Raw genomic sequence first — 12,822 nt, 5'->3', positions numbered from 1 at the left:
GGTATGAGCAGTCGTTTGCTCATACCTTTTTTTATTATCGATTAACGAATTCCTTCTTCTTAAGTACACCAGACTCAACAAGATTCTTCAAAGCACCTTGATTTTTGAAGCGGAAATACACAGACAGCCGCTTCAGGTCCATTTGCGTTAGGGCAGATTCTTCAACGGCAAGTGAATAAGAAGCTCCCAATCTCTTAATCAAGGATTTTGCATAGTCTAGTTGCTTAGGAGTTAAAGGCTCATCATTGTTCATTTGAAGGGGAGTGCCAATCGTACTGGCAATGTCAGGAGTGTAAGCATCACCCTTGATCCAGGCCACATCTTCGCTGGAGAAATCGTACCATTCATCCTGAAGCTTTTTCGAAGCAAAATGGTCATGGAACGCTTTCTCTGTCACCTGAATATCACCAGATTTCACAAGATACACGAGGTGATATTCAAAAGGTAATTTCACCTTGAACACATCCAAGCTTTTATCGATCGTAGTAGAGCTCCCAATTTTGAACCATCCGTTCATATGTTCCTGAATGATATACACATATCCAGGATGAGAACCCTTGGGAGCAGGAGACTGAATAATGGTTTCAAGTTTGGATCGATCCGTTTCGTATAAAAATACTTTTTTTGTTTGAATGATGACTTCAGGTTTTGAATCATCGGAATTATCTTTGGACGGTAATAGTTTAGAGAGAAGTTGTTTTAGCATTTGGGACACCTCGACTGTTGGTAAGACATTTTTAATTTATTTTACCATAATATTACACAAGATCGGGTGTATTGACCTTTTTTTAGTAAATTAAACATTGTATTCTCATAGGTTCTAGATGATTCTTTGCCCAAAAAGATAATAAATAAAAAAATAAAAAAATATGGAGGTGGCTATGCCTAAGAAAATATTGTGTACTAATTAAAGTCAAGAATTACTAAATAATATTGAAGGTCAAGGCTGGTTTTTATCGAATAAGCTTCATCATATGGAGACAAGAGGAATCAACAAGTCATTTTGGATTTTACAAGGCAATCAACAGCGGTTCACGATAGATAATGAGAAGTATCCACACCTTCACGATATAAATTATTATTTGAAGGAAAGAAAGTACATTGATTGGAATATAAAGAAGAAACACTACATCAGGATTACTTACTTATAGAAGCTAACATCCATCCCTATTATCCATCCCTATTATTGGTAGATGGTTTACTGATCATAGCAATATTTTTAGGATTAAGAATGGTGAACCGTACCATAAGTAACGGTAAACCATTATTATAACGATAATTGAACAAAATTTAAAAAATATAGAAGTAATAGCTCCATTATTCAGTGTGGGGCTATTACTTCTTTTAATTTTATTGGTGTTATAATAGTAAAAAGGGAAAATTTCTCATTTTAAAAACTATTAAATGGAGGGGAATACTAATGGAGCTTAAAAGCCTAACCGTAGAAAATTTTCGTAACTTTGACAAAATAAATATTGATTTAACAAATCAAAATGTTGTATTTGGAATGAACGATGTAGGTAAAACAAATTTACTATTTGCTATTAGATTCTTACTAGATAGAGATATTCGTAAAAATGGTTTCAAAGAGTCTGACTATTTTAAAAATGAAAAAGATAGAGTTATAAAAATAACATTAGGTATAAACCTATCAGATCGCTTAACTAGTGAAGATTCGCAGCACATTATAGCTAAGGTTGGTGGGGCAAGATCGAGTAATGAATTAGATAACTTCTATTTTCAAGTAAAAGGTACTTATGATAATAGTGAAGGAGTAGGTATTCCTAAAATTTATTGGGGAAGTAATATAAATAATTTAGAAGAAATCCTGCAAAATGGTATCTATAGCAATCTTGATAATTTATTTAAGATTGTTTACGTTGATCCGACAATAGACTTAGAAAAAACCTTCTCAAAAAATAGAAATAAGCTATTTAATCAAAATAAGTTGGATGAGAATGACATTACCATATCCAATGAGATTAAAGACTTAGGAATGGAAATGAATAAAAAAATAAGTAGTATGGGGGTTATTCAGTCTTTTCAAGATACTATTACAGACGAATATAGAAAATTAAAGAAAGAAAAAATAACTATTGAAATGAAGTCGGAAATTACCATTAATGGTTATTTTGGCAATTTAATTCCTTATATCAAAAGAGAAGATGATGATAATATCTATCCGACTTCAGGAGATGGAAGAAAGAAGATATTAGCTTATTCCTTAATAAATCATCTTATTCAGGCACAGGAAGGTAATAAAATAATTATTTACTTAGTTGAGGAACCAGAAAATAGTTTACATAGGTCTATGCAAATTGCTTTATCCAAACAATTATTTAATTCTAAAGTGTATAATTATTTCTTTTTATCAACCCACTCTTCTGAACTATTGTATGAAATGGATAATGCTTCATTAATTCGAATTTATTCAGAAGATCGGATAGGTTGTGAATCATATATTTATCAAGTTAATGAAGAATATAAGAATGTAAAAAAAGAACTTAATAGAGCATTGTCAACAGCTCTATTCTCTGAAAAAGTACTATTAGTAGAAGGTCCTTCAGAAAAAGTATTGTTTGAGAAAATTTTAGAAGAAGTATACCCAACATATGAGTTAGATGGAGGGTACCTGTTAGATGTAAGCGGGATAAAGTTTAAACCGTATGTAGAAGTATTAAATGGATTAAATATAAAACCAATAGTAAAAACAGATAATGATCTAAAAGCAAAAAGGGGTAACGCAACCTCTTTTGATTTAATAGGAATCACGAGATGTTTAAAACTCATAGAGACTGATAAAGACCAATCCATAGACCCTGTTGAAATAGATTATTTTTATGAAAATGAGCAAGGTAAGAGGGTTTGGACAAATAAAGTAAAAAACCAAATGATTAAGGACAAAAAGCTAGAACTTTATGAAGATTTTAAAGACAGCATAGAGCAATTTAAAGATAATAATATATATTTATCAAAAATTGATTTAGAACATGATTTATATGAAGTTATTGGAGACAGAATGGAAGATATTTTGGGCTCAAACCCTATAGATTATCTCCAAGATCATAAATTACTTAATATGATTGAATTAACTAATGAGTTAACGAAAGAGGATTGTTTAAAAATAATAAAGCACCCTCTATTTGAATCGTTAAGAAAGTTGGTACCATATGAAATTGATTGATCAAGATGAGAGATATGGAATTTTAGAAAACAGTGGTGATATAGTGGTTTCAGCTAGTGCTGGTTCTGGTAAAACTACTATCATGGTAGAGAAAATGGGAATAGAGCTCGAAAAAATAAGAGATCACCGAACGATAGCAGCAATAACATTTACTGTAAAAGCAACCGAGGAAATTAAAAAAAAGGCAGGAAAAAATATTAAGAAACCCTTTGTTGTTATGACAAATGATTCTTTTATTGAAAGTGAGATTATAAGACCATTTATTAAAGATGCATTAGGTAAAGAGTTCGGAAATGATTACTCTGTTGAATATGGGAATGAATATAAATTTGAAACATATTCATCTGGATTAAAACAGTTGAAATCTAAAAATATCCTAGGTAGTTTTGAAGACAATAAGCGTAATTTTAATTTTAAACTTGCTAATGAAATTTTAGAAAAGTCAGTAGCATCTCAAGAATATATTAAAGCAAAATATTCTTGGATTTTTTTAGATGAATATCAAGATTCCGACAGGGATATGCACCGTTTCTTTATGAAGTTAAAAAATGAATTAGATATTAAATTATTTATTGTCGGTGATTCAAAACAAGCTATCTATTTGTGGCGTGGAGCAATAAGTAACGTATTTGAACTATTAGAGAATGAAAATTTCAGTTCTTATGAACTCGTGACCAACTTTCGTTGTGATAAAGAAATTGAAAACTATGCAAATCTATTTCATAATCCACAATACGTTATGAATTTGCATAGTAACGTAGAGAATGTAACTTTAATAGAATACAATAGCTTTAATAGTTTTTATGAGCGAAGAGATTTCGTAGGTTTTGTGGATGAATTCAAAAGTATTATTTTTGAAGAAATTCTTGATTTAAATAAAGAAGTAACAATTATTGCTAATTATAATAATGATGCTAAGAAGATAACAGAACTATTAAATCAAGAAGGGTTTGACTTTGTTTTTATACCCAAGACCCCAATTGATGAAGGTATTCCTAATGGGTACTTATTAAAAGAACTTGCACTATATTCAAAGAACTCAACTTATACAATTTACGACTTTTTGGAAAACACCCATATTGATGAAAGAATCCGAACGAGATTTGAAGTTAATAATATTATAGGGAAATTAAAGAAGACCGAAAATTTAATACCAAATATAATTGAGGGAGTAGTTTCCGAATTATCTAGTTATCTAGGAATATCAATAGGGAAAGATGAAATTAAAAAGTTCTGTGAGAGTATTTGTGATATTAAATATGATATGGCTTTCCGAATATTAGAATCGAAACATAAAGTAATGACAGTTTTTGCTTCAAAGGGATTAGAGTTTGATCAAGTAATAAGCTTTTCCCGTTATTATAAAATTCGCAATAGTGAAAATTTACAAAACCACTACGTATGTATTACACGGGCAAAGGAAAAATTTATTATGTTTATTGATGATGAAGCATACTATGATCATGTTTTAGAAGTAGCAGATAGCAATGGTATTAAAGATATAAAGAGGCTAATTAGATATGAGGTAAATGGGGATAGCAATAGGAATATGATAAACCAATAAGGATGACAAAGTAATAAAAAATCTCAATGATGAGAAATTGATCAAGAAATTAAGTGTAGCAACTTTGTCACTCGTATTAAATAAGTTAGAAGCACGCCAATATTGGCGTGCTTCTAACTTTCTTATGCAACTTACATTGTTTTAATTCTTCTTTCAATATGGCTGGTTTCTTCATCGGATAACCCATATTTCTTAAACAATTGTTTATCCACTTCATGAACAGAAACAGACCAATCAATATCTGAATCATTAGAGAAATTCTGTATAGGAACAAATTTAAAAGTTTTAGAAGTAGCATCTTGACTACCTTTCGCAATACCATGAAGATATCTAGCAAATTTTGTCGTAAGGTACTTTGAAAGGTTATTACACGAAATTTCATCTAATCCTAATTCTGCCCCAATTACAAGATAGGATTCTGTACAAATTGTTTTTGGTGCTCCAACAAAAGTGTTCAGATTATCATCATTTAATTCAGTACCGACATTATTCGCTCTAGGAGTATATACTTTCCAAATATCAATCCATTGAGGGCGAATAGTAACTTCATTTCTTTCAACATAACCTATTTTTTGTCCTTTTCCGTAACACTGAATTGGATCTGATAACCCAGAATTACTTTTTCGGAATTTAATATCTTTAATAAAGTTCCCTTCAAAACCAAACGGCTTACGTGATGAAACATAATTCATCATTGTTTCAATATTTTCATCGGGAAAAACTTTCTCCAAAATCGTTATTGCCTTTCCATCACGAACAAAAATATCAACACCTTCAATTTTCATTGCTCTAAAATCATCATTAGTAATCATATTTTTTTCATGAGTAACAACTCGTGTAAGGTGATGACTATTATCATAATTTTTATCCCATAAGAAGTAACATACTCCGCCACGAATATTGGTATTAGGGAAAATATCTTCAGGGGTTAACCAGTCGTGAAGTTCTCGTAGGTGAATATCATTTAACATTTCATCTCTGAAATCATCCAGACCTTTCCCTCCTGCATACCAACGTGTCGGCATAATGAATGAAACTAATTCTGGATTGAGTTCTTTTGCCAAACGTACAAAATGGTGGTAGATCGGTCTAGCACTTGCCGATGCTCCTCCATCCATTTCTTGATATGGTGGATTACCAATAATTACATCAAACTTCAAATTCTCATCTCCAAATAATTCTTGTAATTTCCTTTTAGCAGTATTACTTTTTGCATATTCGGTTAGATCATATTCAACAATATTTTTACTAGAGATATCTTTAAAATCGCTAAAAATATATTTTTTTGCAATGTTATAAATGATGTTACTTGGAGCACACGCATAGACTTGATTTTCGAGAATCCACTTAATACGCTCGTTATAATTTGGAATTTGTTCTTTCAATCCTTCATTTAGACGTTTAACGATTTCCGTTATATAAAGTCCACTCTTAGTGTATAAATCAATAAATTTAACATTATAGCTGCTAAAAATACCTGGGTTGTTTTTAGCAACTAAATCAACCATCAATTTTACCACTCTTCGAGGGGTAAAAATTTGGTTTGTTTGCTGCGGGGGAATATAGTCGAAAATATCTTCGGTAAGCGATTCGTCAAAATAGTTCGATAACCTATTCTTTGTATTGAAGAACTCTTTGATACTGGCGTTAAACACCACTTCATTAAATAAACCAGGCACTTTACGGTTATTTCCATCTTCATCTACATAATCAAAACCATCACGAAGTTTCTTGAATTCGTCAACAGTTATACTTGTTAATTCTTCGAAGGTTGGTTCATCAATGTGTATTTCAAAACTAGCTAAAGTCGTATCTTCATTACCATAAGCCATAAGGAATGCAGGAATAGTTCTAGCAAAGCCGCGCAAGTGATCTCGAACATCATCTTCAGTGGTCTTTTTCTTCTTCTCTTCCACAATGACAACTTGCTTTTCTACTGCAGTTTCAACCGTTGCTTTTACTTCTGTATTAAGATTTTTAGTAAAAGTTTGATTTATTTCAACCTTTTTCTGTTCAAATTCTGTTTTTAGTTGCTCTTCTTTAACCACGTCATGAGCTTCTTGAGCAATTTGAATTTGCTCAGTATAGTCATGTTCGATTTCTCGAACTTGGCTTTGATAAGTTTCTACACTCTTTTGAACCACGTCTTGAATGACTGAAGTTACTTCATTTTTTACTTTATCCGTTTGAGTTTTATTCATGTTGAATGTTTCTTTCAACTTGCTAAACCCACTATTTAGCGTGTTCTTGATCTCAGTAGTAATAGTTGTAACTTCAGGTATTTCAGGGATATCGGTTGTATCCACAACTTTATAGATTGCGTCTCCGAAAATATCTTTTGTATGGTTAATTACAATGTCTGTAGGAACATTTACGTTTCCTTCATCATCAAGCATTGGAGTTGTTACATTGACTTCTCTACGATCCGTCAAACGCTTATTCTTTTCGGGCTTAATCTTATCCAGAATTTCCTTGAATGGAGAATTCCCACCAAAAATACCTGAGATATTTGCAAACAAAAGATTACTCATGAACCCACGTTTCACTACCTCTGTTGAAGTGATTTGGGTTGGGATGGTTAATACTTCAGTTGCATCTAATTCATGCATATTACCTTCATCATCTTCTCCAATCACTGGAAAGAAGTTTAATAGCTTTTTAATCTTCTTCTTGCGTTCCTCACTTGTTTTTGAGCTACCACTTGATAAGTTATTAGCGAACTCGTCAAAGAGCAATAGTGTTCGTTCTGGCGCGAAATCAAAGATATATGCATTTTCTTTCCTATAAAGCTTACCGTCCTGAACAAATTCATATGGATTTTGGGCACGGAAAGCTGCTTGGAAATATAAACTTGGTGACTTAATGTTGCTAAGCATAAGCACCGCAGACCATTCAGGAATTGTAATACCAGTTGTAAGTTGACCAACGGATAAAGTTATGGTTTTTTCATTTTCAGAAATTGCTTTTTTAACTTTATCAAAACTTTTCTCATTCTTCTTGTAGTCTTTTCCTTCTTCTTCAAGGATTGGATCAGTTGTAACACTTATTCCGTCACCAGCAGCTAGTACAATCTTATACTCACCAAAAACAGGATGAGAATTTAACAACTTTTCAAGTGCTTTGGCAGAGTTAACACGTGGTAAAAGCCAAAATGTATGGTTTAATTCACTTCTGTGTTCATCTGTCGAAAAAGGAAATTTACCTGAAGATAGATTATCAAGGAATTTTTTCACGCTTGCTTCATATTCAAACTTGCCATCTTCTTTAACCCTGAAGAACTCATTTAAGTCGAATGCATAATCAACATTTATATCATCTTCTAACGTTAAGCCCTTAGACACTCGATCTTCAATTATCTTGCTCATTTGATAAGTGAATAAACTTAGTGTTGGCAGATTTTCGTATGGATTACTTCCTGTAGTATAATCCCAGTCTTTTTTTGCTTCTTGTTCATCGACATACGACCAGTTAAAAATTTGATTTTCATTAAATTTATTATTTGCCAACGCTTTGAATGGAGTACCTGACAAATGTAAAGTGAAGTTTCGTTTGATTTTATCGAACACTACATCAGTTTTTGCGGTATCAACACCCTCATGAGCTTCATCAATGATTAGTAAATCCCAATTCAGTTGACCAACCCATTCAAGTTTTTCAAAGCCACCACCCGCAAATTTTGCACCTTTCAAGTCTTGGAGTGAAATAAAGGTAATCTGTGATGGATTCTTATGGTCAGTAGAGTTAATAAAATCAATAAAATCCTTACGAGATAATGCCTTATCTTTTAAAGCATCCGTTTCAGAAACAAATTTCATTCCTGGTTCTTGCCAAGAAATGAACTTCTTAAAATCATCAAACCAAGAATTGGCTATTGCAGGTCTGTTGGTTACAATAAGTACATTTGTTGCATTGATTTTTCTCACAAAATCATATGAAGTCAGTGTTTTCCCAAAGCGAGGTTTTGCATTCCAAAGAAATTCTCTAGGTACTTGCGTACTATTGTAATAATCAAGCGTTAACTGAACCGCCTTACTTTGTTCATTCCGAAGAAAATAGTCAGAATTTGCTTCATCAACTTGAATTTCATCATAATCACGATTGATAAACTTGTCCGTTAGGGTTTCTGCCCTTTCTGGTGTTCCATTCAAATAAAACCATTCGTCAGCATGACTATTAAAATCTTTTTTTGGAATCCCATTCTGTAAAAGGAAACGGTGAAGTGATTTATCATGAAACCATGTACCATCAGACTTCTTTGCGACCTTTTCAAATAGAATTTTAGGATTAAGTCCTGCGGTTCCAACCTGTTCAAAAATTCGTTTTTTGACCTGCCTACTCGTATCACCGATTTTGATGTAACCTTCATGAGAAGGAACTTCAGGTAAGGTATAGGCATATATCTTCAAGTCTAATTCATCATACGGTTTAATGATTGTTTTATCCATTTACTTCCTCCATCTCTTCCTTATATACATTAGTAATCTTCACAGGAACGTATTTCATTTGTTTTTTTTCTTTTACAGCTATTTCTTCATCATCAAAAGAGTCAAACAAATCCAGTTGCTCAAGTACTGAATGGCTTAGTGATTCTCCACCTTCTTTTTTCATACCATCAAGAATATCCATAAGCGTATATTCAGTGCGTTGAACCTTAATTGTCTTACCATATTTGCGAAGGTTTATAGGGTTCCACTCACTAAACACAATAGGATTGCCATCAGGAGCTAATTTAGTTAGAAAGTTTCCCTGTGCAACATTATTTGAGATTATCAATTTTGCACTGTCTAAGACCTTCTTTTTAACCTTTGCACCTTGTTGTATTGCTTGTTGTTGATAGGCTTCATAATAGACTTGGTACATATTCATAACACATTTTTGAGCGTTATCTTCAAGCAATTCAACACCATATATTGTTGATAAAGCAAGTAACGAATAGTTCTCATACCGTATTAAGTTATCACCATAATTCTTTACTACCATCTTCATTTTTCTATTTAAAACTTCAACTAAGAAAGCTCCTTCTCCAGCAGCAGGCTCTAGAAAAGTAGAAGTTAAGTTTTGACATGCTTCACGAATGTTAGGTAAGTCAAGCATTTTATTAATAATCCTTTTCGGTGTGAACACTTCACCGTGATTTTGGATACGTATTTTACTTTTTATTATTTTTTCGTTAGTAGATTCGGATAAATCACTCATCTTTTCGTAGCTCCATTCAAAAGAAGTTTGTACGTTAGGAATATATCTATTTCCAATTATATAGGAATTGATGACTTACATGATAGCCTATTTGGCAATATTTATGATGTGCAGTCTTATTTCTTGGTAACGTCCCAATTAGAAATTAGTTTTCTTATTGTTTTGAATGAGCTAAATTAAAAAGCTCCACAAATTAATGGAATAGTGGTAAATAAATCAATAATTCTTACGGATAATTCATGATGATAAATATATATTATAATATTGATGCCTATGCCGATAGGCAATCCTCATGAGAGGTAGGAACATAGAGGAACACAAAAAAGATCTCACTTAGTTCATTCTAAGTGAAATCTTCTGCATCTATTAATTATAAATTCTTCTAACGATGTTCTTGGTATTCTCCATGATCTTCCTACTCTAAATCCTTTTATTTCTCCGCTATTCAGCAATTTATAAGCATAGTTCCTTCCAATATAAAGTGCTTCCATCAATTCTTCCATAGTTAAGATATCATTATGCATCTCAAACATATCGTGTACCTCCTTCTAGTCCTTTTTAGATTATTGTTGCTTTTTATTGATTAACAAAGGTTCATTCTCACCTTGTTAACATTTTGTGCTAGCAATAAAAACTAAATTTGCATTGGTAAATTAATAAAAAGTATATTTGTAATACCTGATTATATTTAAAGAGGTGTAAAATGCAAAGGTTAACCAATAAATTAAAAGCGGAATTGTATAAAGAATTAGGATTTCAATTTAGAAGCAATGAAAGAAGCTACGCAGATATACTAGAAGCAGTTAATCTTGGTGAAAAATTTAAAGATGTATGTGCTGGTTTGGATCTGGAAGCTACTGTAGTTGAGGAATACATAAAAAAATATGTATTGCATTTGATTCTTGAGGAAGCAGCAACTCTTAGCCAACAAGAGGTGGATCTTGCAATATCTTTTCCTGATGAGCCTTTACTTGGCACAACGATTGGTGAATTACTTGAGGATATGCAAAATGAAGTACAATATGTGCTTAGTGAAAGATTTCAAAGTTACTTACAAGAGAACTTAAAAGTAGAAATTGTTCATGATGATAATGAAGAAAGTTGCCTTGAGAGGCAAAAGATAGATGAAGCAGCCGAGTTATTTAAAAATTTTACTTATCCATTTACTGAAAGGAATCATACTCTTTTTCCCTTTTATTTTAAAAGATACGTAAATAAGCAAAGATCTGTAAAACCAAGAATTGATAAAGATTTTGATAATGAAAGTTTACCCAATGACCTCTTGACTCATCATCATCAGTTTATAGAACTTTTAAATGACCATGGTAATGGAATTAATCCTACAAGGGATATCCTTGAAATAGAAAGGGAAACGAATGTCTTTTTTTTACTGAAAGCATGGTCAGTATTACCCAGTGATTATTTCAAAAAATTTAAATTAAAGAAAGACAAAAATAACTATTTAAAGGTGCTTGCATCCTTCTCCTTAATCGAGGATATTAGGTTAAAGCTTTATTTTACAGAGCAGTTCATTAAAGAGGATAACAGTTTTCCTTTTATCAAAGGGCAAGGCTACAGTGAATTGTTTATTTTAATTTTTTTGTACGTTCCTTTGTTAAAAGAATACTTGATTGAAAATATAAGGGCTCCTAAAGGTGAATTATCAATTAAAAGTGATGAAGTAACCGAGAAAGAGGAAGTGAGCAGGTTAAGAGAAATCAAGAAAAAATTGTTCCTTTACCATACTTTAAAAGGAGTTGCAGGTTATAAACTAGCAGATTTAAGAGATGAGTCAATATTCCATATAGATGAAAGTAGAATTAATTACTCAGAGGATTTCATTGAGTTCTATAAAAAGGTAAAGAAGGTAAATGGGATTCGGAGACAATTCAGCGAAGAGGCAATTAATGATTTATTTGAAACAATCAGAGTTAAACCCGATTTAGTAGAGGCATATTTTTATTATATCGCAAGGGAGTTTGCTACTAGGGGTGAAAAACTTGCTTTAAGATTAGAAAAAAATTTGGGGATAGAAGAAGTTTTGCAGGTCTTTAGTAGCTTGGAGGTTGATCCTGGCTTAATGAAAGATAAATTCCTTAGTGTAAATATAGATTTAGACAAATTATTTTTTGAAAAAAAAAATAAATTTAAAATAGTAAAGCCGCTCTCTTTCTTTGAGAGCGGCTTTACTATTATTAGGCTTTAAGGGTGTATATTTTGAATTTTCAAAATAAATATCAAGGAAACAGGGGTGTTACTTTTAGTTTGTAAGTAATAACTAAAAGGAGAGATAAGAATATGGCTCTTGTAAATGAATTGACTAAAGCAGAAGAAAAACTTATTGAGAAAATGACAGAAGGAAATTCTAACATTCAACTATTAGCAAGTGACGGTGAAAATTCATTTGTATGCATAGGTAACAAAAGAATTGATCCTATAGTTCTTCTGCTTTGTCACATTACACCAAACGGAAAGGTTTGTAATGGAAATATTGGTAGTAGAAAAATAGCATTGTCAAACGAACAAAATATAACAAACCATGAGGTACGAATAATTGTAGACCGAAGGGATTCAGATAAAAAGCGTTTTTATTGTTATAGCAAAGAAGCAGCTTTTGTCCTCAAAGACGAAGATGAAGTAAATGAAAAAAATCTGCTGATTGCTTATATAGAAAACCAGTCATTTGCTCAATTAACAATTTTCAATAGTACGTTGCAAGGTAAGATTAGCGAAATAATTGTAAGAAAGGAATTCCTGTTAAAAGATCTACGCAACAATGCATTTACTTTAGTAACTACTCTTTTTCCTGCTATTCACAACCTACTTCTTGAAGATGAGGATGCTGAAACTTGCAAAATTAAAACGTTGAAGGAGTAAG

8 protein-coding genes are annotated in these 12,822 nt (G+C 32.0%); 4 read left to right on the top strand and 4 right to left on the bottom strand.

Annotated features, from left to right (window positions below; genetic code table 11):
- Positions 1-34: 34 nt before the first annotated feature.
- Positions 35-706, bottom strand: a complete 672-nt coding sequence (locus D9X91_RS16790; protein ID WP_121681811.1) for a GIY-YIG nuclease family protein — start codon at positions 704-706, stop codon at positions 35-37.
- Positions 707-1,420: 714 nt separating this feature from the next.
- On the opposite strand from D9X91_RS16790, the gene D9X91_RS16785 reads away from it, so the two are divergent.
- On the top strand, positions 1,421-3,184 hold the full coding sequence (locus tag D9X91_RS16785) for an ATP-dependent nuclease (RefSeq protein WP_121681810.1): 1,764 nt from the start codon (positions 1,421-1,423) through the stop codon (positions 3,182-3,184).
- Positions 3,171-4,748 (top strand): UvrD-helicase domain-containing protein, encoded by a 1,578-nt coding sequence (locus tag D9X91_RS16780; RefSeq protein WP_121681809.1) that lies wholly within the window; start codon positions 3,171-3,173, stop codon positions 4,746-4,748. Before D9X91_RS16785 ends, D9X91_RS16780 begins: the two co-directional genes overlap by 14 nt.
- Positions 4,749-4,879: 131 nt before the next feature.
- Here D9X91_RS16780 and D9X91_RS16775 read toward each other — a convergent pair whose 3' ends face one another.
- The 3 genes from D9X91_RS16775 to D9X91_RS16765 all read right to left on the bottom strand — a co-directional run bounded on the left by D9X91_RS16775 (position 4,880) and on the right by D9X91_RS16765 (position 10,477).
- Complete coding sequence (locus D9X91_RS16775; RefSeq protein ID WP_121681808.1) at positions 4,880-9,193, bottom strand: Eco57I restriction-modification methylase domain-containing protein; 4,314 nt, start codon at positions 9,191-9,193, stop codon at positions 4,880-4,882.
- Positions 9,186-9,944: an N-6 DNA methylase gene (locus D9X91_RS16770; protein WP_121681807.1), complete on the bottom strand. Its 759-nt coding sequence runs from the start codon at positions 9,942-9,944 to the stop codon at positions 9,186-9,188. The genes D9X91_RS16775 and D9X91_RS16770 overlap by 8 nt, the downstream gene beginning before the upstream one ends.
- 338 nt (positions 9,945-10,282) lie before the next feature.
- Complete coding sequence (locus D9X91_RS16765) at positions 10,283-10,477, bottom strand: helix-turn-helix domain-containing protein (protein WP_121681806.1); 195 nt, start codon at positions 10,475-10,477, stop codon at positions 10,283-10,285.
- Between the two features lie 170 nt (positions 10,478-10,647).
- Between D9X91_RS16765 and D9X91_RS16760 the strand changes: the two genes are divergently transcribed.
- A complete protein-coding gene (locus tag D9X91_RS16760) occupies positions 10,648-12,150 on the top strand; it encodes a hypothetical protein (protein WP_121681805.1) in 1,503 nt (500 codons plus the stop codon).
- 92 nt (positions 12,151-12,242) lie between these two features.
- Positions 12,243-12,821, top strand: coding sequence for a hypothetical protein (locus tag D9X91_RS16755; protein WP_121681804.1), 579 nt, complete (start codon positions 12,243-12,245; stop codon positions 12,819-12,821).
- Position 12,822: the final 1 nt, after the last annotated feature.

This window comes from Falsibacillus albus (genome assembly GCF_003668575.1).
Classification (GTDB): domain Bacteria; phylum Bacillota; class Bacilli; order Bacillales; family DSM-25281; genus Falsibacillus; species Falsibacillus albus.
Note: the sequence above shows the minus strand (reverse complement) of the source record. Positions and strands in the feature narration are given on the sequence as shown.

Excerpts from the sequence above, each read along its gene's own strand:
- D9X91_RS16765 (WP_121681806.1), bottom strand. The coding sequence starts at position 10,477 with ATGTTTGAGATGCATAATGATATCTTAACTATGGAAGAATTGATGGAA.
- D9X91_RS16785 (WP_121681810.1), top strand. The coding sequence starts at position 1,421 with ATGGAGCTTAAAAGCCTAACCGTAGAAAATTTTCGTAACTTTGACAAA.
- D9X91_RS16790 (WP_121681811.1), bottom strand. The coding sequence starts at position 706 with ATGCTAAAACAACTTCTCTCTAAACTATTACCGTCCAAAGATAATTCC.
- D9X91_RS16760 (WP_121681805.1), top strand. The coding sequence starts at position 10,648 with ATGCAAAGGTTAACCAATAAATTAAAAGCGGAATTGTATAAAGAATTA.
- D9X91_RS16755 (WP_121681804.1), top strand. The coding sequence starts at position 12,243 with ATGGCTCTTGTAAATGAATTGACTAAAGCAGAAGAAAAACTTATTGAG.
- D9X91_RS16770 (WP_121681807.1), bottom strand. The coding sequence starts at position 9,944 with ATGAGTGATTTATCCGAATCTACTAACGAAAAAATAATAAAAAGTAAA.
- D9X91_RS16775 (WP_121681808.1), bottom strand. The coding sequence starts at position 9,193 with ATGGATAAAACAATCATTAAACCGTATGATGAATTAGACTTGAAGATA.
- D9X91_RS16780 (WP_121681809.1), top strand. The coding sequence starts at position 3,171 with ATGAAATTGATTGATCAAGATGAGAGATATGGAATTTTAGAAAACAGT.